We start from the raw sequence: 21,276 nt of genomic DNA, 5'->3' as shown, positions 1-21,276 counted from the left end.
GTGCGACCACCCCGGGCGTGCCCACGGGTCGGATGCCGGCACGGGGCCGGCGTCCGCCGTCAGCCCTCGTCGAGCGCGAGCAGGTCGTCGACCGTCTCGCGGCGCACGAGCACCCGGCTCGCGCCGTCGCGCACCGCGACCACGGGCGGTCGGGCGAGCAGGTTGTAGTTCGACGCCATCGAGCGGCCGTAGGCACCGGTCGCCGGGACCGCCAGGAGGTCCCCCGCGCGCACGTCGCCGGGGAGCCGCACCTCGTGGACGACGATGTCGCCGCTCTCGCAGTGCTTGCCGACCACGCGTGCGAGCACCGGCTCCGCGTCCGACGCCCGGCCGACGACCTCCGCGTGGTACTGCGCCTCGTAGAGCGCCGGGCGGATGTTGTCGCTCATGCCGCCGTCGACCGACACGTACGTGCGCACCCGGCCGTCGTCGAGCGTCACGGGCTTGACCGTGCCCACGGTGTACAGCGTGAGGCCGGCCGGCCCGACGATCGCGCGACCGGGCTCGATCGAGAACCGCGGCAGCGGCGTACCGAGCTCCGCGGCCGCCGCGTCGACGGCGGCCGCGACGTCCTTCGCCACGCGCTCGGGGTCGAGCGCGACCTCGCCGGGGAGGTAGGCGATGCCGTAGCCCCCGCCGATGTCGACCTCGTCGACGAGCACGCCCGTGCGTGCGGCGAGCTCGGCGCGCAGCTCCAGCACCGCGCGCGCCGCGACCTCGAACCCCGACGGGTCGAGGATCTGCGACCCGATGTGCGAGTGGATCCCCAGCAGGTGCAGCTCGGGGCGCGCGACGACGTCGAGCAGCGCGGTCATGGCCGGGGAGTCGCCGGTCCGGGTGCCGTCCGCCGCGCGCGGCGCGGCGATCGACAGGCCGAACTTTTGGTCCTCGTGCGCCGTCGAGATGTACTCGTGCCCACCAGCGTGGACCCCCGTCGTCACGCGCACCATGACGGGCGCGACGACGCCGCGCTCCCCCGCGAGGCGCGCGACGCGCTCGACCTCGACGAGCGAGTCGACGATGATCCGGCCCACGCCCTCGTCGAGCGCGCGCCCGATCTCGGCGTCGGACTTGTTGTTGCCGTGCAGCCCGATCTCCTGGCCGGGGACGCCCGCGCGCAGCGCGACGGCGAGCTCTCCCCCGCTCGCGGTGTCGACGCGCAGTCCCTCCTCGCGCGCCCAGCGCGCGACGGCGACCGTGAGCAGCGCCTTGCCCGCGTAGTACACGTCGACGTCCGACCCGACGGCGCGGAACGCCGCCTCGAACGCCGTGCGGTACGCGCGGGCCCGGGCACGGAAGTCCGCCTCGTCGAGCACGTAGGCAGGCGTGCCGTGCTCGGCCGCGAGGTCGTGGACGTCGACGCCCGCGACCTCGACGACCCCGTCCTCCCGACGGCGCACGCCCCGCGACCACGGCTCGCCGGGGTACCCCGGCAGGCCCGTGCTCACATGCGCTCCGGCGCGGAGACGCCGAGCAGGCCGAGGCCGTTGGCGAGCACCTGGCGCACCGCGTCGTTGAGCCACAGGCGCGTGCGGTGCGTGTCCGTGACCTCCTCGTCGGGGTAGGGCAGGACGCGCTGCGACTTCTGCTGGTACCACGTGTGGTAGTCGCCCGCGAGCGCCTCGAGGTAGCGCGCGACCCGGTGCGGCTCGCGCAGCTCCGCGGCCTGGGCCACGATGCGCGGAAACTCGGTGAGGCGCCCGACGAGCGCGGCCTCGCTCGGGTGGTCGAGCAGCGCGGGCTCGAAGCCGTCGGCGCGCGCGACGCCGCGGTCGGCCGCGTTGCGGTCCACCGCCGCGGTGCGCGAGTGCGCGTACTGCACGTAGTAGACGGGGTTCTCGTTCGTCGCCCGCGCGAGCAGGTCGAGGTCGAGGTCGATGTTCTGGTCCGCGGACGAGCGCGCGAGCGAGTAGCGCGCGGCGTCGACCCCGACGGCGTCCACGAGGTCTTCCAGGGTCACGACGGTCCCGGCGCGCTTGGACATGCGCACAGGCACGCCGTCCTTGACGAGGTTGACCATCTGCCCGATGAGGAGCTGCAGGTTCTTCCCCGGGGTGTCGCCGAACGCGGCGCAGACCGCCATCATGCGGCCCACGTACCCGTGGTGGTCCGCGCCGAGCATGATGATGACCTCGTCGAAGCCGCGCTCGCGCTTGTCGAGGTAGTACGCGATGTCGCCCGCGATGTACGCGGCGTCGCCGTCCGACTTGATGACGACGCGGTCCTTGTCGTCGCCGAAGTCGGTCGTGCGCAGCCACGTCGCGCCGTCCTGCTCGAACATGTGGCCCGACTCGCGCAGGCGCTCGACGGCCCGCTCCACGGCGCCCGACTCGTGCAGCGAGTCCTCGTGGAAGTACACGTCGAAGTCGACGCCGAAGTCGTGCAGCGACGCCTTGATCTCGCCGAACATGCGCTCGACGCCGCGCGACCGGAAGACCTCCTGCGCCTCGGCGTCCGGGAGCGTGCGCGGGTCGGGGGCGCCGGCGGCGAGCGCGTCGGCGATCACCGCGTCCGCGATCTCGGTGATGTACTCGCCGCCGTACCCGTCCTCGGGCGCCTCCAGACCGCGGGCGCGGGCGAGCAGCGAGCGGGCGAACCGGTCGATCTGCGCGCCGTGGTCGTTGAAGTAGTACTCGCGCGTCACGTCCGCGCCGCTCGCCTCGAGCACGCGCGCGAGCGAGTCGCCGACGGCGGCCCAGCGGACGCCGCCGATGTGGATCGGGCCGGTCGGGTTGGCGGAGACGAACTCGAGGTTGACCTTCGTGCCCGCCCTCGAGTCGTTGCGCCCGTAGGCCGGGCCCGCGTCGACGATCGTGCGCGCGAGCTCGCCCGCCGCGGCAGCGTCGAGCGTGATGTTGAGGAAGCCCGGGCCGGCGACGTCCACGGCCTTGACGCCCGGCGTCGCGGCGAGCCGCGTCGCGAGGTCCTCGGCGAGGGCGCGCGGCGTCGTGCCCGCCTTCTTGGCGAGCTGCAGCGCGACGTTCGTGGCCCAGTCGCCGTGCTCGCGCTGGCGGGGTCGCTCCACGTGGACGCGCTCGGGGACCGCGGTCGGGTCCAGGGCGAGGGTGCCGTCGGCGACGGCGGCGGCCAGGGCAGCGCTCAGCGCTTCGGAGAGCTCGTCGGGGGTCACCGGGCGATTCTACCGAGGCGCGAGCACCCTCCGTCGCGGCATTTCGCGCGAGGGCCGCGGGGCGTCCGGACCGCCTGGCCGCCGTCGGGCCCACGCACCCCGGACGTGCTGGTAGTCTCGTGCATCGCGTCGGCGGACACCGTCGGTGCTCGCCCTCGTAGCTCAGTGGATAGAGCGTCTGCCTCCGGAGCAGAAGGTCGTAGGTTCGAATCCTATCGAGGGCACCCGCTCCGCTCCGACGAGCCCGGCCCGCCTCCGGCGGCCGGGCTCGCGTCGTCTCCGCCGCCGTCGACCCAGCCTGCTTCCCGCGCCGCGTCGCGTGCGCCCGCTACGGTGGGGCCATGACCGACGGCGGCTACGGGGACTTCGAGTTCGAGCGCCGGTTCCTCGTGCGCGAGCTGCCCGAGGACCTGCGCGACGCACCGGCGCTCATCGTGCAGAGCTACTACCTGGCGGACGAGGGCTACGCCCTGCGGCTGCGGGCCAAGGTCCCGACCGTGGACGCGACGATGGACGCGGAGACGGACCCGGTACGCCTGCTCGACCGGTTCGCCCCTGCCGTCGACCTGTGCACCCTCACCGTCAAGGGGCCCATGGCGGGCGGCACGCGGTACGAGGCGGAGCGCGAGGTCGACGTCGCGGTGGGCGTGCAGATGATCCGGCGCGGCGGGGCGCGCGTCGTCAAGACGCGGTACTCGGTCTGGGTCGGCGCGGACGGCTGGGTGGTCGACGTGTTCGGCGGCGCGAACCACCCGCTCGTCGTCGCGGAGTGCGAGCGCACCGGCCCCGTCACGGACCTGCAGATCCCCGCCTTCTGCGTCACGGAGCTCACCGACGACCCCCGCTTCTCCAACGACGCCCTGGCGAACCGGCCCTACGGCTCGTGGCGCGAGGAGTTCGAGGCCGAGCTCGCGGCGTCGGGCCCGCGGTTCCTCCCGGACTTCGGCCGCAACGAGCGGCTCTCCGGCCCGTAGCGACCGCGCGCTGCCCGCCCGGCCACCCGGTCAGCGCAGTGCGTCGGCCGCCGCACAGACGGCGGCGACGTCGAACCGGACCGTCCGACGGTCGACCGGCACCCACCCGGGCTCGTGCCCGAACAGCACGGCCCACGGGAGCGCGCCGGACGAGACGTGCTCGCGCGCGTGGTCGTGCGCGCGAGCGTCCGCGACTTCCCGCTCGACGGCGTCCTCCAGCGCCACGAGCTCCGACCGCACGGCCTCACCCTCCTCCGTGAGACGGCGCGCGCGCCCGGGCTCGAGGTAGCCGTCGCGGCGCGCGGCCCGCACGACGTCGCGCGAGGCCGAGCGCACCCGGGCGCGGAGGCCGTCGTCAGCGGGGTCGAGCACGACCCGCGCCCCCGGCCCGGCACCGTCACCGAACACCGCGGCGACGGCGACGCGCTCGCGCTCGGAGCCGGGGACAGGGTCGAGGAGGGTGAGAGCCGGGGCCGACCCGGGCGCCGCCGGCTCCACCCGGACGAGGCCGGAGAGCGCGAGGCTCAGCACCTGCGCGGCGAGCGCGTGCTCGGGACGGCGCAGGACGACCGCGGCGAGGAGCAGGTCGGCCACGGTTCCGACGATACGGCGGAGAGGGCCGAGGCGGAGGGCGCCGGGCCGTGTCAGGAGTTCTGGATCTCCTCGACGCCCTGGACGAACTCGAAGTGCCACGGCTCGTAGGCGCCGCTGCCGCCACGCTTGGCCCAGGCCGGGTTGGCCCAGCCGTAGGTGGCACCGTTCTGGTTGATCCACGCGTAGACCTCGCGCGAGCCGGTCTCGACCGAGCACAGGTCGATCGCGAGCCCCCACCCGTGCATGGACCAGCCGGGCGGCGCGGCGAACGCGCCACGGGAGGACTTGAGCGACACCTGCGTCGAGAGCGTGCGGTACGACGAGACGAGGCACAGGTCGCGACCGAACGTCGCCCGGAAGGCCTCGTTCATGGCCGACAGCGAGACCGCGGCGTCGGGCCGCAGGTGCTCGCCGGCCTGCCAGAGCTCGCACAGCGCGTGCTCGTCGAGGTTGCCGTTGGTGCCGGCGGGGCGGACGGTCGGGTCGCAGCCGGGGAGCGGGTCACGTGCGGCGGACCGGGAGGCTGCCTCGCGCCGCACCTCGACGCGCGGTGCGGCGGCGACGCTCTGGGAGACCGCGGGCGCCGTCGACGCGGCGGTCGCGAGGTCGAGCGCGCTGGGGCCGAGCGGGCGCGTGTCGGGCTCGAAGGGGGATCCCGTGCCGAGCCCGTCGTCCGCGCCGGCGGAGAGGGGCATCGCGATCGTCGCGGCGGCGAGCGTCCCGAGGACGGCGATGCGCGGCATCCAGCGGTGCTGGCTGGAGACCTGCGCCTGGGGACGACGACGGCGTGAGCCCTGCTCCGCCTCGCGCCGTGCCCGTCGGGACTCGAGGGCGGGTGCGTCGGTCTGCTGCGACTCCACCCGCCACCTGCCTCTCACCCTTCGGGGTGGCTCCCGGGCCACCGACGACCGATCAATCACGGAACAGTAACGAAGCACTCCGGCGATGCCAAGTCCCCTGCTCAGGGCCGGTCCCGACGCGGGGAACGGTCGTCAGTGCCGACGCTGCATCGCGTCGCGCACCTCCCCCACGAGCTCCTCGAGGATGTCCTCGAGGAACACGACGCCGAGGGCGCCGCCGCCCTCGGGCGCGTCGACGCGCGCCAGGTGCGCGCCCGAGCGCTGCATCGCCCGGAGCGCGTCCTCGACCTCGTCGCCCGGGGCGGCGGTCGCGAGCGCCCGCACGCGCCACGACGGGACCGGGGTCCCGCGCGTCGTCTCGTCCGCGTAGAGCACGTCCTTGACGTGCAGGTAGCCCACGAGGTCGCCCGTGACGTCTGCGACGGCGAACCGGGAGAAGCCGGTCTTGGCGACCAGGCGCTCGACCTCGTCGGGCGTGCAGCCCTCGGTGACGGTGACGAGGTCCGAGACGGGGACCATGACGTCCTGCGCGGTGCGCTCGGAGAACTCGATGGCTCCCGAGAGCAACCCCTGCTCGTCGCGCAGGACCCCCTCGGCCTGGGAGTGCTCGACGATGGACTGCACCTCCTCGGCGGTGAACGCCGACGCCACCTCGTCCTTCGGCTCGACGCCCGTGGCGCGCACCGCGTGGTTCGCGAGCCAGTTGAGCGCGACGATGACCGGCCGCAGCACGCGCCCGATCCACACGAGCGGCGGCCCGAACCACATGACCGCCGTCTCGGGCCCCGCGACCGCGAGGTTCTTCGGGACCATCTCGCCCAGCACGACGTGCAGGTAGACGACGATCGCGAGCGCGACGACGAACGCGATCGGGTGGGCGAGCGACGTGCTCACGCCGAGGGCGTGCAACGGGTCCTCGATGAGGTGCGCGAGCGCGGGCTCCGCGACGACGCCGAGGCCCGTGGAGCAGACCGTGACGCCGAGCTGGGCGCACGCGAGCATGAGCGACACGTTCTCCATCGCCCACAGGACGGTCTGCGCCCGCCGGTTCCCCTGCGCGGCGAGCGGCTCGATCGCCGAGCGGCGCGCGGAGATGACGGCGAACTCGGCGCCGACGAAGAACGCGTTGCCCGCGAGCAGGAGGACGGCGACGAGGAGCGCGGTGGTCGAGCTCACGACTCCACCTCCACCGGGGCCGCACGGACGGAGAGCCGCTCGACCCGCCGGCCCTCCATCGCCTCCACGCGCAGCACGACGCGGTCGCGACCGTCGCCCGCGACGACCTCGTCGCCCGGCTCCGGCACGCGCCCGAGCCGCGCCATGACGAGGCCGCCGAGCGTCTCGTACGCGCCGTCCTCGGGCGCGCGGAGCCCGGTGACCTCGGTGAGCTCGTCGGGCCGCATGACGCCCGGCACGAGCCAGGAGCCGTCCGCACGGCGGGCCGCGCCGGAGCGCCGCGGGTCGTGCTCGTCCGCCACGTCCCCCACGAGCTCCTCGACGACGTCCTCGAGCGTCACGACGCCGGAGGTGCCGCCGTACTCGTCGACGACGACCGCCATCTGGAGCCCGAAGCCGCGCAGCTCGACGAGCAGCGGACCGAGGCGCACGGTCTCCGGCACCCGGGGCGCCTCGACCATGAGCGCCGCCGCCGGGACCTCCTCGCGCCGCTCGTACGGGACGGCGACGGCGCGGCGCAGGTGGACGAGGCCGACGACGTCGTCCCGGTCCTCGCCGATCACGGGGAAGCGGGAGTGCCCGGTCCGGCGCGCGGCGTCGACGACGTCCGCCGCCGTCGCGTCGCGGTCCACGACGACCATCCGCATCCGGTCCGTCATGACGTCGACCGCGCTCAGCTCGTCGAGCTCGATGGAGTTCGTGAGGAGCGTCGCGACGGAGACGTCGAGCGTGCCCTCCTGCGCGGAGCGGCGGACGAGCGCGGCGAGCTCGGAGGCCGAGCGTGCGCCCGACAGCTCCTCGCGCGGCTCGACGCCGACGCGGCGCAGGATCGCGTTCGCCGACCCGTTGAGCACGGCGATCACGGGCCGGAACAGCTTGGTGAACTGGCGCTGCACGGGCACGACCTGCCGGGCCGTCGCGTAGGGGGCGCTGAGGGCGAAGTTCTTGGGGATGAGCTCGCCGAAGAGCATCGAGACGAAGTTCACGACGAGGAGGGCCAGGACCCCGGCGAGGACCGCCGAGGCCGCCTGCCCGAGCGCGGTGGCGCTCAGCCCGGCGCCGAACAGCGAGAGCAGCGCCGGCTGCGCCGTGTAGCCGAGGAGGATCGTGGTGAGGGTGATCCCGACCTGCGCGGACGACAGCTCCGTCGACAGGTGCTTGAGGCCGGCCCGGACGCTGCGGTCGCGCCGGTCGGCACGCGCCTTCCCGCCGGTGGGCGGGGATCCGCGTCTGTCGCCCTCCTGGTCGGGGTCGTCGCCCGCGGGGAGGACGGCGGGGTCGAGGGTGACCAGGGAGAACTCGCTGGCCACGAAGACGGCGGTGCCTGCGGTGAGGAGCACCCCGAGCGCGACCATGACCCAGTCGCCTACCACGAGGTGCTCCACCGATATCGAGAGGTGGTCTTCATCGTGCCGACGATGCTAGCGCCCGCTCCCCCCGGGCCGCCCGGCCGCACGGCGCCCGGCCGCCCGGCGGCGGCGAAATCCGGCCGACCTGGGCCGACGTGTGCCACGCTGTATCCCATGGCAGATCCGAGGGCAGCGAGCGCATCACCGACCGGCGCGGGCGCCGGTCCCGTCCCGGGCCGCGGGCCCGTGCCCACGACGGCGCCGTTGACGGGCGGCACCCCGCAGCAGGCCGCCACGGTCCTCGTCGTCGAGGACGAGCCCGCCATCGCGACGGCGATCGCGCAGCGCCTGAGCGCGGAGGGCTGGCGCGTCGAGGTCGCGCGCGACGGGCTCTCCGGCGTCGACGCCGCGACACGGCTGCGCCCGGACGTCATCGTGCTCGACGTCATGCTGCCCGGCATCGACGGCCTCGAGGTCACCCGGCGCATCCAGGCCGAGCAGCCCGTGCCGATCCTCATGCTCACCGCGCGCGACGACGAGACCGACATGCTCATCGGGCTCGGCGTGGGTGCCGACGACTACATGACGAAGCCCTTCTCGATGCGCGAGCTGGTCGCGCGCATCAAGGCGCTGCTGCGCCGGGTCGACCGCGCCACCCAGGCCGCGAGCGCCGCCCCGACCGACCCGCCCATGACGGTCGGTGACGTGACCATCGACAAGGCCCAGCGCCGCGTCTACCGCGCGGGCGACGAGGTCCACCTCACGCCCACCGAGTTCGAGCTCCTCGTCATGCTGGCGAGCTCGCCCAAGACCGTCCTCACGCGCGAGCGTCTCCTCGCGGAGGTCTGGGACTGGGCGGACGCGAGCGGGACGCGCACCGTCGACTCGCACATCAAGGCGCTGCGCCGCAAGCTCGGCGCCGACCTCATCCGCACGGTGCACGGCGTCGGCTACGCGTTCGAGCCGCCCGCCGGATGACCTCCCACCCCGCTGGCCCTGCCGACCCGGTCGACGGCGCGGGCGGGTCGACGAGCGCTCCGGCGCGGAACGGCCTGCACCGGGCGCACACGATCCGCCCGCACCTGCCCGACGTCCGTCCGCTCGACTCGTTCCGCTCGCTGAAGATCAAGCTCGGCGTGCTCGTGGCCGCGACCGTCACGCTCGCCGTCCTCATCACGTGGATCGGGCTGCAGAACCAGCTCGGGCCGTCGCGCACGTTCCCGCTCGCGATCGTCCTGTCGCTGCTGCTCACCCAGCTCCTCGCGCGCGGGATGACGTCGCCGCTGCGCGAGATGACGGCGGCGGCGCGCGCGATGGCCGACGGCGACTACACGCGGCGGGTGCGGGCGACGAGCCGTGACGAGGTGGGCCAGCTCGCCGTCGCGTTCAACGTCATGGCGGAGGACCTCGCGACGAGCGACCAGGTGCGCCGCGAGCTCATCGCGAACGTGTCGCACGAGCTGCGGACGCCGATCGCGGCGCTCCAGGCGCAGCTCGAGAACGTCGTCGACGGCGTCACGCAGCCGACGCCCGCGACCATGGAGATGGCGCTGGCCCAGACGGAGCGCCTCACGCGCCTCGTCTCCTACCTCCTGGACCTGTCGCGCATCGAGGCCGGCGCGGCGGCCCTCAACATCACCGAGATCGACGTCGGCGACTTCCTCGAGGAGAACGCCGAGGCGGTGTCGATGGTGGAGGCCGGGAAGCAGCTGCGGTACGTCGTGGACGTCACGCCGCCCGACCTCGTGCTCGAGGCGGACCGCGAGCGCCTGCACCAGGTCGTGACGAACCTCCTGCAGAACGCGATCCGGCACTCCCCGCAGGGGGGCGAGATCCGGCTCGAGGCGTACCCGGTGGACGACGACGTCGTGCTCGAGATCGTGGACGAGGGCCCGGGGATCGCGAAGGAGGACCGCGAGCGCATCTTCGAGCGCTTCGCCCGGGCCAGCGCGACGGGCACGCACACGACGACAGGTGGCTCGACGGGCGGGACGGGCATCGGCCTGGCGATCGTCCGGTGGGCGATCGACCTCCACGGCGGACGGATCGAGGTCGCGGACTCGCGCAGCGGCGCGACGATGCGCGTCACGCTCCCGGCCCGCTCCCGCGCCGTCGGGCTCGACCCGCTCGGCGACCCGGCGCCCGGCCCCGAGGGCCCGACGACGCGCTGAGCCCGCCGCTGACAGCGCGGACACGGGGTCGGCCGCGTGCGTGATATCCATCACACCGCGCGGCCCGGATACCTCGCGATGGCGTGGAATTCCGCGATCTTGCCGTCCGACGAGGTCCGCGTGGGGTCACGTTTGCCTGGCCCAGACGCAGCGTGAAGAACCCGCGGACAGGCCGCGCGCGAACGCCCCGCGCAGCCCGCTGGGCCGCCGTCGAGGGCCTAGGCTGGAGTGGTCCGGAATCCGGACGAGTCTGTGCCGACGTCGGGCGCCACGCCTCGCGCGTGCCGTCACGCGTCTGCTCGCAGACTGTGACCGACAGCGACCTGTGTGTGAAAGTGGGCGATCCTCGCGTGTCCCCGAAGGCTGAGTCAGAGGCGATCAGCGACGCAAGCTCCGTGTTCGGAGCGAACGAGTGGCTGGTCGACGAGCTGTACGAGCAGTATCTCCTGGACAAGAACGCGGTCGACCCCGCGTGGTGGGACTTCTTCGAGGACTACCGTCCGGCAGAGCGTGCCGAGGCAGCCACGACGACGGCCGACGCGCCGTCGACGCCCGTGAACGGGTCCTCCGCGGCGCCCGCCGCGGCCCCGGCAGCCCCCTCCGCGCCGGTCGCTCCCGCCGCCGTGACGGACGGCTCGGCCGCCGCCGAGGCGGCGCAGCGGGTCAAGCCCCCGAAGCTCCCGGCCGACCCCGCGGTCAACGCCGCCGCCGAGGCCGTCCGGGCTACGCGCCCCGTCGCGACCGCCCAGCCCGCGACCGCGCCGTACGCGCAGGTCCCGGCCCGCAAGGTCGCCGGCGCGCCGACGGCCGAGGCGGAGGCCGGCGGGGACGACGTGCAGAAGCTCCGCGGGCCCGCGGCGCGCGTCGTGACGAACATGGAGGCCAGCATCCAGGTGCCGACGGCGACGTCGGTGCGCGCGGTGCCGGCCAAGCTCATGGTCGACAACCGGATCGTCATCAACAACCACCTCGCGCGCGGCCGCGGCGGCAAGATCTCGTTCACCCACCTCATCGGGTTCGCGCTCGTCGAGGCGCTGGCGGACATGCCGGTCATGAACGCGAGCTACACGCAGCTCGACGGCAAGCCCGCGGTGAACCAGCCGGCGCACGTCAACTTCGGCCTCGCCATCGACCTGGCGAAGCCGGACGGGTCGCGCCAGCTCCTCGTGCCGAGCATCAAGAAGGCCGAGACGATGGACTTCGCCCAGTTCTGGGCGGCCTACGAGGACCTCGTGCGCCGCGCGCGCGGCGGCAAGCTCGGCGTCGACGACTTCGCCGGGACCACGATCTCGCTCACCAACCCCGGCGGCATCGGCACCGTGCACTCGGTCCCGCGCCTCATGGCGGGCCAGGGCACGATCATCGGCGTCGGTGCGATGGACTACCCCGCGGAGTTCGCGGGCGCGTCGACCGAGCGCCTCGCGCGCCTGGGCATCTCGAAGGTCCTGACCATCACGTCGACCTACGACCACCGCATCATCCAGGGCGCGCAGTCGGGCGAGTTCCTGCGGATCCTGTCGCAGAAGCTCCTCGGCGAGGACGGCTTCTACGACCGCGTGTTCGCGGCGCTGCGCATCCCGTACGAGCCGGTGCGCTGGGTCCGCGACAACACGACGGACGCCGAGATCGAGGCGGCCAAGCCCGCGAAGATCGCCGAGCTCATCCACTCGTACCGGTCGCGCGGGCACCTCATGGCCGACACCGACCCGCTCGCGTACCGGCAGCGCAAGCACGGCGACCTGGACATCCAGAACCACGGGATGACGCTGTGGGACCTGGACCGCACGTTCCCCACGGGCGGCTTCGGCGGCAGGACCAAGTCCTCGCTGCGCGACATCCTCGGTCTGCTGCGCGACTCCTACTGCCGCACCGTCGGCGTGGAGTACATGCACCTGGCCGACCGCACGCAGCGCAAGTGGCTGCAGGAGCGGCTCGAGTCCGGGTACGCGCGCACGCCCCGCGAGGACCAGCTCCGCATCCTGCGCCGTCTCAACTCGGCCGAGGCGTTCGAGACGTTCCTGCAGACGAAGTTCGTCGGGCAGAAGCGCTTCTCGCTCGAGGGCGGCGAGGCGCTCATCCCGCTGCTCGACGCCATCCTGTCGAAGGCGGCGGAGAACGGCCTCGACGAGGTCGGCATCGGCATGGCCCACCGCGGCCGCCTCAACGTGCTCGCCAACATCGCGGGCAAGAGCTACGCGCAGATCTTCGCCGAGTTCGAGGGCAACCTCGACCCGAAGAGCGTGCAGGGCTCGGGCGACGTGAAGTACCACCTCGGCACCGAGGGCGTCTTCACCGCCGAGACCGGCGCGACGACCAAGGTCTACCTCGCCGCCAACCCGTCGCACCTCGAGGCGGTCGACCCGGTGCTCGAGGGCATCGTGCGCGCCAAGCAGGACCGCATCGACCTGGGCGGCGACGGGTTCTCCGTCCTGCCGATCCTCATCCACGGCGACGCGGCCTTCGCGGGCCAGGGCGTCGTGCCCGAGGTGCTCAACCTCGCGCAGCTGCGCGGGTACCGCACGGGCGGCACGGTGCACGTGCTCATCAACAACCAGGTCGGCTTCACCACCGGCCCGTCGTCGTCGCGCTCGACGACGTACGCGACCGACGTCGCCAAGGGCTACCAGGTCCCGATCTTCCACGTGAACGGCGACGACCCGGAGGCGTGCGTGCGCGTCGCGGAGCTGGCCTTCGCGTTCCGCGAGCAGTTCGACCGCGACGTGATCATCGACATGATCTGCTACCGCCGCCGCGGTCACAACGAGGGCGACGACCCCTCGATGACGCAGCCGCTCATGTACAACCTCATCGAGGCCAAGCGCTCGGTGCGCAAGCTCTACACCGAGAACCTCGTCGCGCGCGGCGACATCACGCTCGAGGAGGCCGAGCACGTCCTCCAGGACTACCAGGCCCAGCTCGAGCGCGTGTTCACCGAGACCAAGGAGGGCGGCTTCACGCCCGCCGCGGACCGCGAGCCGATCGCCGGCCTCGAGCGCCCGGAGTCCCAGCTCGAGGACGCCGGCACGATGGTCGGCTGGAAGACGGCGATCGACCGCTCGGTCCTCGAGCGCGTCGGCCAGGTGCACGTCGCGCCGCCGGAGGGCTTCACCGTCCACCCCAAGCTCGCGCAGCTCCTCGAGAAGCGTCGGCAGATGTCCGTCGAGGGCGGCATCGACTGGGGCTTCGGCGAGCTCGCCGCGTTCGGCTCGCTCCTCGCGGAGGGCACGCCCGTGCGCCTCGCCGGGCAGGACTCGCGCCGCGGCACGTTCGTGCAGCGCCACGCCGTCCTGCACGACCGCGAGACGGGCGCCGAGTGGACGCCGCTGCTGTACCTGTCGGCGGACCAGGCCAAGTTCTGGGTCTACGACTCGTCCCTGTCCGAGTACGCCGCGCTCGGCTTCGAGTACGGCTACTCCGTCGAGCGCCCAGACGCGCTCGTGCTGTGGGAGGCGCAGTTCGGCGACTTCGTCAACGGCGCCCAGACGGTGATCGACGAGTTCATCTCGTCCGCCGAGCAGAAGTGGGGCCAGCACTCCTCGGTCGTCATGCTGCTCCCCCACGGCTACGAGGGCCAGGGGCCGGACCACTCGTCGGCGCGCATCGAGCGGTTCCTGCAGCTCGCCGCCGAGGACAACATGACGATCGCGCAGCCGTCGACGCCCGCGTCGTACTTCCACCTGCTGCGCCAGCAGGCGTACGCCCGCCCACGTCGTCCGCTCATCGTCTTCACGCCGAAGCAGCTCCTGCGCCTCAAGGCCGCCGCGTCGAGCGTCGAGGACTTCACGACCGGCACGTTCCGGCCCGTCCTCCCGGACGCGACCGCGGAGCCGGCGAAGGTCGACCGCGTGCTGCTCAGCACGGGCCGCGTCTACTACGACCTCCTCGCCGAGCGCACCAAGCGCGGCGACGAGGGCGTGGCGCTCGTCCGCCTCGAGCAGCTCTACCCGCTCGACGTCGACGGCATCCGGGCCGAGCTCGCGAAGTACCCGGGCGCCGAGGTCGTGTGGGTCCAGGACGAGCCGGAGAACCAGGGCGCCTGGTCGTTCGTGCACATCAACCTGCCCGAGGACCTGCCGCGCGTGAGCGTCGTCTCGCGTCCGGCGTCGGCGTCGACCGCCGCGGGCACGGCGAAGAAGCACCAGGCCCAGCAGGCCGTGCTCCTCGAGCAGGCGTTCGCCCGCTGACGCGGCCGGGCTCCGGCCCCGGACACGACGAAGGCCCCCTCGCGGAGGGGGTCTTCGTCGTCGGTGCGTGCGGCACTGTCGCGCCCGGGAGCCCGGGAGTCGTCGCCGCCAACGCGAGATCGACCCGAGCGTCCGAGATCGACCCTCAGGGGGTCGATCTGGCGACGTACGGGTCGATCTCGCGGGTCACCAGCGGTCGTGGACCGCCGCGCGCAGGTGGCGGTCGTAGATTTCGCGGACGCCCGAGGTGAAGAGCGGGCCGAGGACGTCGGCGTCGCCCGCGGCGGCGTTCGAGCGGGCCTGCTCGACGTTGCGCGCGCCGGGGATGACGGTCGACACGCCCGGCTGCTGCCAGACCCACGCGATCGCGACCTGGGCGGGCGTGAGCTCCTGCCCGACGACGTCCTGCACGAGCGTGGTGAACTCGCCCGCCGCCCGGACGCCGGTCTCGAAGTCGACGCCCGAGAACGTCTCGCCGACGTCGAACGCGCTGCCGTCGCGGTTGTACGTGCGATGGTCGTCGGCGGCGAAGGTCGTGTCCTTCGTGTACTTCCCCGACAGCAGCCCGGACGCGAGCGGCACGCGCGCGATGACGCCGACCCCGGCGGCGGACGCCGCGGGCAGCACGGCGTCGAGCGGCTTGAGCCGGAACGCGTTGAGGATGATCTGCACGGTCGCGACACGGGGGCGCGCGATCGCGGTGAGCGCCTCGTCGACGGTCTCGACGCTCACGCCGTAGCTGGCGATCGCGCCCTCGGCGACGAGCGTGTCGAGCCCGTCATAGACCTCGTCGCGCGAGTAGACCGCCGTCGGGGGGCAGTGGAGCTGGACGAGGTCGAGGCGGTCCGTCCGGAGGTTCCGACGCGACCGGTCGGTCCACTCGCGGAACTTCGCGAGAGTGAAGTTGTCCGCGTCCTGGGCCTCGCGGCGTCCCATCTTAGTCGCGACAGTGATCGCGTGGCCCGGGTTGTCCGCGAGGTAGCCGCCGATGATCTGCTCGCTGCGCCCGTCGCCGTAGACGTCCGCGGTGTCGAAGAACGTCACGCCGGCCTCGGCCGAGGCGTCGAGCACGGCGCGCGCGTCGTCCTCGCTCACGTCGCCCCAGTCGGCGCCGAGCTGCCAGGTTCCCAGTCCGACGACCGAGACGAGCCGTCCCGTGCGTCCGAGCACCTGTCGTTCCATCGTTCCTCCTCGTGCTGCGTCGGGTGCGTCGGGAGACACACCCGGGCACCGAGTCTGACTGCCGAGAGCGCATCGCGCACGCTCGCACGCCGAGTACCGTATGTGAGCGTGAACACCCATGCCCCCTCGGGGACCCAGGTCCGCATCGCCCACGGCGAGCACGCAGCGACGATCACCGAGGTGGGAGCGGCCGTGCGCGAGTACGCGGTGGGCGGCCGGCCCGTCTTCACCCCCTTCGCGGAGGACGAGGTCGCACCCGCGTTCAACGGCGCGGTCCTGCTCCCCTGGCCCAACCGGCTGCGCGACGGCGCGTACGAGGTGGACGACACGGCGTACCAGGTGCCCGTGTCGGAGCCCGAGCGCGGCACGGCCCTCCACGGGCTCGCCTGCTGGCAGCGCTGGGTCGTCGTCGAGCACGAGGCCGCGCGCGCGACGCTCGAGCTGCACCTGCCGCCGTCGCCCGGCTACCCGTTCGACCTCGTCACGCGCGTCACCTACTCGCTCGACGACGCGGGGCTGCGCGTCCACGTGCGGACCACGAACGTCGGCGGCGCGACCGCCCCCTACGGGATCGGCTTCCACCCCTGGCTGTCCGCCGACGGCGCGAACCTCGACGAGTGCACGCTGCGCCTCGACGCCGCGACCCGCGTCACGACCGACGAGCGGCTCCTGCCCACCGGCACCGAGCCCGTCGCGGGGAGCTACGACCTGCGCGAGCCGCGCCTGCTCGCGGGCGTCGACCTCGACGACGCCTACGTCGACGTGCTGCGCGACGCCGACGGCCTGTCCTGGATGCGCCTGTCCGCCCCCGACGGCCGCACGTCCGCCGTCTGGATGGACGGCTCCATGGACACGTGGCAGGTCTGCACGGGCGACCACGTGGGGGACGTCGCGTTCCGTCGGTCCGGCGTCGCCGCGGAGCCGATGAGCTGCATCGCGGACGCGTTCCGCACCGGCGACCGCCTCGTCCGGCTCGAGCCGGGCGCCTCGCACGAGGTCGTCTGGGGCGCGACGCTGCTCTGACCCGCCAGGTCGTGGGCGGTCCGTCCGATATGCCCGGCTGGACACGCCGTCGCCACGAGGCGGTTTCGACCCACGCGGTCCGCGTCGGGGAGAATGGCGCCCGTGGAGGACGCCGTGAGTCGTGAGGTACGGATCTGCGTCGTCGGCGACGAGCTGAGCGCCGGCGTCGGCGACGCGAAGGCCCTGGGGTGGGCGGGGCGCGTCGTCGCGCGCACACGCTTCCCCCAGCCGGCCTACGTGTTCCCGCTCGCCATCCCCGGCGAGACGACGACGGCGCTCAGCCAGCGCTGGGAGGCGGAGACCGCGCGGCGGTTCGCCCCCGAGCCGGACGTGGACAACCGCCTCGTCATCGGCCTCGGCCGCCACGACCTGGACGCGGGGCTCTCGGTCGCGCGCTCGCGCCTCAACCTCGCGAACGTGCTCGACGTCGCGGAGTCGCACCGCCTGCCGACGTTCGTCGTGGGCCCCCCGCCGGGCCACGCGCAGGACGCCGAGCGGCTCGCCGAGCTCTCGCACGCCTTCTCGGACGTCGCGAACCGGCGCCGCGTGCCGTACGTGGACACGTTCAGCCCCCTCGTGACGCACGAGCAGTGGCTCGCGGACCTCGCCCAGAGCGGCAACGGGTTCCCCGGGCAGGCGGGCTACGGGCTCATGGCCTGGCTCGTCCTGCACACGGGCTGGCACGCGTGGCTGGGCCTGCCGGACGACACGGTCTGAACCGACCACGCACGCCGACGGCCCGTCGCCCCAGGACCACTCCTGGGACGGCGGGCCGTCGGCGCGTCGGCGTCAGCCGCGCGAGACCGTGAGGTCGCCCGAGACGGTGTTCGCGGAGACGTACGCGCCGCCGGCGCCCGGCTGGTCGACGTGGTCGACCGACGTCGTGCGCTGCGCGGCGGAGTCCAGGCGGACGCCGTCGAGCACGGCCTTGCCGGTGACGCTGCGGGCCTTGAGGTTGACCGGCGACCCGGCGCCGAGGCGCACGGCCACGTCGCCGGAGACGGTGCGGGCGTCGACGAGCGGTGTGCTCTCGCGCGCCACGACCTCGACGCCGCTCGTCACGGTGTTGACGGACACCCGGCCGAGGGTCCCGCCGAGCGTGACCGCCCCGGACGCGGTGCTCACGTGGACGTCGCCGACGTGCTCGCCGACGTCGACCGCGCCGGTCGCCGTCTTGATCGACGCCGTGCCCGACACGCCCTGGACGCGCACCGCGCCCTTCGCGGTCGTCACGGACAGGTCGGCCCGCGTCCCGACGACGGAGGCCGCGGCGCGCGCGGTCGTCACCTTGACCGGCACGTGGGCGGGGACGGTGAGGCGGACCACGGCGCGGTCCTTGTCGCGCAGGCCCTTGGCCCGCTCGACGAGGCCCTCGACGCCGGCGAAGTCGTAGCCGACGCGCAGCTCGCCGTCGTGGACGCTCACCTGCAGGGGGCGCTCGGACACCTCGCTGACGTAGAGGTGCGCCCCGGCCTCGCGCGCGGGGTCGGCGACGACGTCGACCGCGCCGTCAGTGAGCTGGACGACGACGCGCCGGACGTCGGCGACGTCGACGGTCTGGGGGGCGTTGATGACCCAGGACTCGGTGCTCATGCGCTTCTCCTCGTTCGGTGCTGCGGTTCAGGGGTGCGGTGCTGGTCGTTCGTCGAGGGGTTTCTCGTGATCGTCGGTCAGGGCAGGGTCGCTCGCACGGCCTTGCGCGCGCTGTCGAGCACGGTGCGCAGGGTGTCGACCGTGAGCTCCGAGACGACGCTCGCCGCGTCGGCCCGGCGCAGGTCGGCGCGCACGTCCTCGCGGAATCGCTGGAGCAGCGCCTCGGCCTCCATGCGCCACGCGTACGACTCGCGGCGCCGTGGGTCGGCCTCTCCGTCGCGCGGGCGGGCGCGCGCGGTCTGCGCTGCGGCCGCGAGCTCGGCCCGCAGGCCCTTCAGCGAGCCCTGCACGTCGGCGCGCAGCGCCTCGGCGCGCTGGCGCACCGTCTCGGCGATGCCGTGCTCCAGCGCCGCGACGTCCGCGCGACGCGCCTCGATCTCCGCGCGACCGGCGGGCGTCAGCTCGTACGTCGTCTTGCGACCGTCCGCGCTGCGGTGCACGAGGCCCTCGTCCTCGAGCCGCGCGAGGCGGGGATAGATGGTCCCGGCGCTCGGTCGGTAGGTGCCGCCGAAGCGCTCCGAGAGCTCGGTGATGAGCTCGTAGCCGTGCTTGGGCCCCGTGTCGAGGAGCGCCAGGAGGTAGAGCCGGAGCTCGCCGTGCGCGAAGACGGTGGCCATCAGCGGTCCACCGGCCCGCTCGACGGCGCGCCGCCGCGAGCCCCCGGGGCCCCCCACACGGGGGCGTCGGCGTCGGCCGGGGCGTCCTCGACCGGGTGCCCGGCCGCGTCCCACGACGTCTCCTCCGGCGCCCCGCGCAGGACGGTCACGTCGCCGGAGACGGCGGAGACCCGAACCGGCGACCCCTTCCCGGACCGCGCGGGCTGGTGGAACGAGCGTGCGGACCCGCGCTGCTCCGCGCCGTCCACGAGGAGGCGCCCGCTCACGCAGCGGATCGCGTAGTCCATCGCGTCGGGGTCGGGCAGGCGCACGAGCACGTCGGCGGAGACGGCGCTCACGGTGATCTCGGACGGGGTCGTCCGGGTGTCGACGGTGACGGACCCCGAGACGGAGTCGAGGCGCAGCGCACGGAGCGCACCGGTCGCGGTGAGGCCGCCGGACACGGAGTCCATGCGGACCGGGCCGTCGTGCTCGCTCGCCGAGACCTCGCCCGAGACCGTGTCGACGCGCAGCTCGCCGCGCGTGCGGCTCGTCATCACGGAGCCGGAGACGGTCGCCAGCCGGGCGCCGTCGCGCACGCCCGCGACGAGGGCCTCGCCCTGCACGGTCGCGACCTTGACCGTCGTCGTCGCCGGCACGGCGACGTGGACGTCGGCCGCGTCCTTGCCCGTGTAGGTGCGGAAGCGCTCGAGGAAGCCCTTCCAGCCCGCGACGAAGGGGCCGTAGCCGACCCGGAGCGTGGTCCCCTCGAGGCGCACCTCCAGGGGGCGGCCCACGACCGAGTGGACCTCGACGCGCGTGTCGGTGCGCGTCGGGTCGTCGTGCGCGACGACGTCGATGCGTCCGCCGATGACGGTCGCGTCGAGCGTCCGCACGCGCGCGAGGTCGATGGCCTGCGGACCGGTGACGGTCCAGCTCTCCTGCGTCATCCTGTGCTCCGTCCGTGGTCGCGCCCCTGCGCCATGGCAGCGGTCGCGTGGGACACTCGCGATATATCTCGTTTCGCAAGACACGATATATCGCGTGCTCGGCCGAGGCAAGGGGTCGCGTGTGGGACGATGGTGGGCGGACTTGACCCGCCGAGACCGGCGGGGCTCCCCCGATCGTCAGGAGAACACCATGAGCAAGCGCGGACGCAAGCGTCGCAGCCGCAAGGGCAACGCCGCGAACCACGGCAAGCGCCCCAACGCCTGAGACGGCGCACCCCTCCGGGGGACGGCGAGAGGGCCCGGACCGACGACGTCGGTCCGGGCCCTCTCGCTCTTCTCGGTCCCGCGGCGGCCGGCGGCCCCTCAGGCGGGTCTCAGCGGGTCTCGACGACGGTCGTCGTCGTGACCATGACCGTGAGCTGCGTGTGGATGCGCTCCCGCAGCCCCGCCGGCGCCTTCTCGTGGCACGAGCGGCGCACGAGCTGCTTGACGAGCTCCTCGACGCTCAGCTCGGCGAGGCACGGCGAGCAGTGCGCGACGTGCGCACGCATGCGCAGCTCGTCGTCCGGCGTCATCTCCGAGTCGAGGTACTCGTAGAGGTGCGTGAGCGCGTGCTCGCACTCCGACTCCCCCGCGGTCGAGTGCGGGATGGGCGTCACCGTCTCCTCGGCCGGGCCGCGCCCCGGGATCCGGCTCTCTGACGTGCTCACGACTCACCTCCGGGGGTCTTGGCCCCCACCAGTCCTCGCCTCACGGCGTAGTCGGCCAACAGCTCGCGCAGCTGGCGCCTGCCTCGGTGCAGGCGGGACATGACCGTGCCGATCGGTGTCCCCATGATCTCCGCGATCTCCTTGTAGGGGAAGCCCTCGACGTCCGCGTAGTACACGACCATGCGTCGGTCCTCGGGCAGCTCCTGCAGCGCGCGCTTCACGTCCGAGTCCGGCAGCCGGTCGAGCGCCTCCGCCTCGGCGGAGCGCAGCCCCTGCGACGTGTGCGACGCGGCGCGCGCGATCTGCCAGTCCTCGACGTCGTCCGTCTGCGCCTGCTGCGGCTCGCGCTGCTTCTTGCGGTACGTGTTGATGAACGTGTTCGTGAGGATGCGGTACAGCCACGCCTTGAGGTTCGTGCCCGGCCGGTACTGGTGGAACGCCGCGAACGCCTTCGCGAACGTCTCCTGCACCAGGTCCTCGGCGTCCGACGGGTTGCGCGTCATGCGCAGCGCCGCGGAGTACAGCTGGTCGAGGTACTGCAGCGCGTCCTGCTCGAACCGCGCGGCGCGCGCGGCGTCGCTCTCGGTCTGCGGCGCGCGGTTCGTGTCCTCGGCGTCCGTGTCCGTGGGCAGCGTCGTGCCCTCGACCGGCGTCGTTCCCGACGTCGTCGCGGGGCTGCCGGAGACGTCGCTGCCGGAGATTCGCTCTGTCATCAACAACGAGC

Annotated in this window: 19 protein-coding genes and 1 tRNA gene; 8 read left to right on the top strand and 12 right to left on the bottom strand. The window is 73.6% G+C overall.

The features are described 5' to 3' along the window. Window positions 1-59: 59 nt before the first annotated feature. Both lysA and argS read right to left on the bottom strand, forming a co-directional pair. Window positions 60-1,448: a diaminopimelate decarboxylase gene (gene lysA, locus ACFC2L_RS10595; protein WP_375824270.1), complete on the bottom strand. Its 1,389-nt coding sequence runs from the start codon at window positions 1,446-1,448 to the stop codon at window positions 60-62. Continuing rightward, window positions 1,445-3,130: an arginine--tRNA ligase gene (argS, locus tag ACFC2L_RS10590; protein ID WP_375824269.1), complete on the bottom strand. Its 1,686-nt coding sequence runs from the start codon at window positions 3,128-3,130 to the stop codon at window positions 1,445-1,447. Before argS ends, lysA begins: the two co-directional genes overlap by 4 nt. A gap of 151 nt (window positions 3,131-3,281) precedes the next feature. Here argS and ACFC2L_RS10585 point away from each other — a divergent pair. Together ACFC2L_RS10585 and ACFC2L_RS10580 are read left to right on the top strand one after the other, a co-directional pair. Then, window positions 3,282-3,354: transfer RNA gene (locus ACFC2L_RS10585), tRNA-Arg, on the top strand. Between the two features lie 117 nt (window positions 3,355-3,471). Then, a complete protein-coding gene (locus tag ACFC2L_RS10580; RefSeq protein ID WP_375824268.1) occupies window positions 3,472-4,104 on the top strand; it encodes a CYTH domain-containing protein in 633 nt (210 codons plus the stop codon). Between the two features lie 30 nt (window positions 4,105-4,134). On the opposite strand, the gene ACFC2L_RS10575 is transcribed toward ACFC2L_RS10580, so the two are convergent. The 4 genes from ACFC2L_RS10575 to ACFC2L_RS10560 all read right to left on the bottom strand — a co-directional run bounded on the left by ACFC2L_RS10575 (window position 4,135) and on the right by ACFC2L_RS10560 (window position 8,107). After that, window positions 4,135-4,698, bottom strand: coding sequence for a hypothetical protein (locus ACFC2L_RS10575; RefSeq protein WP_375824267.1), 564 nt, complete (start codon window positions 4,696-4,698; stop codon window positions 4,135-4,137). A gap of 50 nt (window positions 4,699-4,748) precedes the next feature. Beyond that, window positions 4,749-5,558 (bottom strand): D-alanyl-D-alanine carboxypeptidase family protein, encoded by an 810-nt coding sequence (locus ACFC2L_RS10570; protein WP_375824266.1) that lies wholly within the window; start codon window positions 5,556-5,558, stop codon window positions 4,749-4,751. Window positions 5,559-5,690: 132 nt separating this feature from the next. Then, window positions 5,691-6,734, bottom strand: coding sequence for a hemolysin family protein (locus tag ACFC2L_RS10565; RefSeq protein ID WP_375824265.1), 1,044 nt, complete (start codon window positions 6,732-6,734; stop codon window positions 5,691-5,693). Continuing rightward, window positions 6,731-8,107, bottom strand: coding sequence for a hemolysin family protein (locus ACFC2L_RS10560; RefSeq protein WP_375824264.1), 1,377 nt, complete (start codon window positions 8,105-8,107; stop codon window positions 6,731-6,733). Before ACFC2L_RS10560 ends, ACFC2L_RS10565 begins: the two co-directional genes overlap by 4 nt. A gap of 150 nt (window positions 8,108-8,257) precedes the next feature. Here ACFC2L_RS10560 and ACFC2L_RS10555 point away from each other — a divergent pair, with 150 nt between their 5' ends. The 3 genes from ACFC2L_RS10555 (at window position 8,258) to ACFC2L_RS10545 (ending at window position 14,438) form a co-directional block, all read left to right on the top strand. Then, window positions 8,258-9,061: a response regulator transcription factor gene (locus ACFC2L_RS10555; RefSeq protein WP_253053309.1), complete on the top strand. Its 804-nt coding sequence runs from the start codon at window positions 8,258-8,260 to the stop codon at window positions 9,059-9,061. After that, window positions 9,058-10,254 carry a sensor histidine kinase gene (locus ACFC2L_RS10550; protein ID WP_375824263.1) on the top strand — a complete coding sequence of 399 codons (1,197 nt, stop codon included), beginning with the start codon at window positions 9,058-9,060 and terminating at the stop codon, window positions 10,252-10,254. The genes ACFC2L_RS10555 and ACFC2L_RS10550 overlap by 4 nt, the downstream gene beginning before the upstream one ends. A gap of 395 nt (window positions 10,255-10,649) precedes the next feature. Then, window positions 10,650-14,438 carry a multifunctional oxoglutarate decarboxylase/oxoglutarate dehydrogenase thiamine pyrophosphate-binding subunit/dihydrolipoyllysine-residue succinyltransferase subunit gene (locus ACFC2L_RS10545; RefSeq protein WP_375824262.1) on the top strand — a complete coding sequence of 1,263 codons (3,789 nt, stop codon included), beginning with the start codon at window positions 10,650-10,652 and terminating at the stop codon, window positions 14,436-14,438. 186 nt (window positions 14,439-14,624) lie between these two features. On the opposite strand, the gene ACFC2L_RS10540 is transcribed toward ACFC2L_RS10545, so the two are convergent. Further along, window positions 14,625-15,620: an aldo/keto reductase gene (locus tag ACFC2L_RS10540; protein WP_375824261.1), complete on the bottom strand. Its 996-nt coding sequence runs from the start codon at window positions 15,618-15,620 to the stop codon at window positions 14,625-14,627. 108 nt (window positions 15,621-15,728) lie between these two features. On the opposite strand from ACFC2L_RS10540, the gene ACFC2L_RS10535 reads away from it, so the two are divergent. Beyond that, complete coding sequence (locus ACFC2L_RS10535) at window positions 15,729-16,643, top strand: aldose 1-epimerase family protein (RefSeq protein ID WP_375824260.1); 915 nt, start codon at window positions 15,729-15,731, stop codon at window positions 16,641-16,643. Window positions 16,644-16,736: 93 nt separating this feature from the next. Continuing rightward, window positions 16,737-17,360: a GDSL-type esterase/lipase family protein gene (locus ACFC2L_RS10530; RefSeq protein WP_047232150.1), complete on the top strand. Its 624-nt coding sequence runs from the start codon at window positions 16,737-16,739 to the stop codon at window positions 17,358-17,360. A 72-nt stretch (window positions 17,361-17,432) separates the two neighbouring features. Here ACFC2L_RS10530 and ACFC2L_RS10525 read toward each other — a convergent pair whose 3' ends face one another. The 3 genes from ACFC2L_RS10525 to ACFC2L_RS10515 form a co-directional block, all read right to left on the bottom strand. Continuing rightward, the gene (locus ACFC2L_RS10525; RefSeq protein ID WP_375824259.1) at window positions 17,433-18,236 is read right to left on the bottom strand and encodes a DUF4097 domain-containing protein; all 804 of its coding nucleotides are present in this window, start codon (window positions 18,234-18,236) and stop codon (window positions 17,433-17,435) included. 77 nt (window positions 18,237-18,313) lie between these two features. Beyond that, entirely contained in the window at window positions 18,314-18,913 is a 600-nt protein-coding gene (locus ACFC2L_RS10520) for a PadR family transcriptional regulator (RefSeq protein ID WP_375824258.1), read from the bottom strand. Then, window positions 18,913-19,842 carry a DUF4097 domain-containing protein gene (locus ACFC2L_RS10515; RefSeq protein WP_375824257.1) on the bottom strand — a complete coding sequence of 310 codons (930 nt, stop codon included), beginning with the start codon at window positions 19,840-19,842 and terminating at the stop codon, window positions 18,913-18,915. Before ACFC2L_RS10515 ends, ACFC2L_RS10520 begins: the two co-directional genes overlap by 1 nt. Window positions 19,843-20,032: 190 nt before the next feature. On the opposite strand from ACFC2L_RS10515, the gene ACFC2L_RS10510 reads away from it, so the two are divergent. After that, complete coding sequence (locus ACFC2L_RS10510) at window positions 20,033-20,107, top strand: 50S ribosomal protein bL37 (RefSeq protein ID WP_099052597.1); 75 nt, start codon at window positions 20,033-20,035, stop codon at window positions 20,105-20,107. A 109-nt stretch (window positions 20,108-20,216) separates the two neighbouring features. Here ACFC2L_RS10510 and rsrA read toward each other — a convergent pair whose 3' ends face one another. Both rsrA and ACFC2L_RS10500 read right to left on the bottom strand, forming a co-directional pair. Further along, a complete protein-coding gene (gene rsrA / locus ACFC2L_RS10505) occupies window positions 20,217-20,552 on the bottom strand; it encodes a mycothiol system anti-sigma-R factor (protein WP_375824256.1) in 336 nt (111 codons plus the stop codon). Continuing rightward, complete coding sequence (locus ACFC2L_RS10500; RefSeq protein ID WP_255318746.1) at window positions 20,549-21,265, bottom strand: sigma-70 family RNA polymerase sigma factor; 717 nt, start codon at window positions 21,263-21,265, stop codon at window positions 20,549-20,551. The genes rsrA and ACFC2L_RS10500 overlap by 4 nt, the downstream gene beginning before the upstream one ends. Window positions 21,266-21,276: the final 11 nt, after the last annotated feature.

It is taken from the genome of Cellulosimicrobium sp. NPDC055967 (genome assembly GCF_042269845.1).
Taxonomy (GTDB): Bacteria; Actinomycetota; Actinomycetes; order Actinomycetales; family Cellulomonadaceae; genus Cellulosimicrobium.
This window is presented reverse-complemented; position numbering and strand designations above follow the sequence as displayed.

Bases quoted from the DNA above. Each gene is read 5' to 3' on its own strand.
- ACFC2L_RS10500 (WP_255318746.1), bottom strand. From the start codon at position 21,265: ATGACAGAGCGAATCTCCGGCAGCGACGTCTCCGGCAGCCCCGCGACG.
- ACFC2L_RS10580 (WP_375824268.1), top strand. From the start codon at position 3,472: ATGACCGACGGCGGCTACGGGGACTTCGAGTTCGAGCGCCGGTTCCTC.
- ACFC2L_RS10530 (WP_047232150.1), top strand. From the start codon at position 16,737: ATGGCGCCCGTGGAGGACGCCGTGAGTCGTGAGGTACGGATCTGCGTC.
- ACFC2L_RS10550 (WP_375824263.1), top strand. From the start codon at position 9,058: ATGACCTCCCACCCCGCTGGCCCTGCCGACCCGGTCGACGGCGCGGGC.
- ACFC2L_RS10540 (WP_375824261.1), bottom strand. From the start codon at position 15,620: ATGGAACGACAGGTGCTCGGACGCACGGGACGGCTCGTCTCGGTCGTC.
- ACFC2L_RS10525 (WP_375824259.1), bottom strand. From the start codon at position 18,236: ATGAGCACCGAGTCCTGGGTCATCAACGCCCCCCAGACCGTCGACGTC.
- ACFC2L_RS10515 (WP_375824257.1), bottom strand. From the start codon at position 19,842: ATGACGCAGGAGAGCTGGACCGTCACCGGTCCGCAGGCCATCGACCTC.
- ACFC2L_RS10555 (WP_253053309.1), top strand. From the start codon at position 8,258: ATGGCAGATCCGAGGGCAGCGAGCGCATCACCGACCGGCGCGGGCGCC.
- ACFC2L_RS10520 (WP_375824258.1), bottom strand. From the start codon at position 18,913: ATGGCCACCGTCTTCGCGCACGGCGAGCTCCGGCTCTACCTCCTGGCG.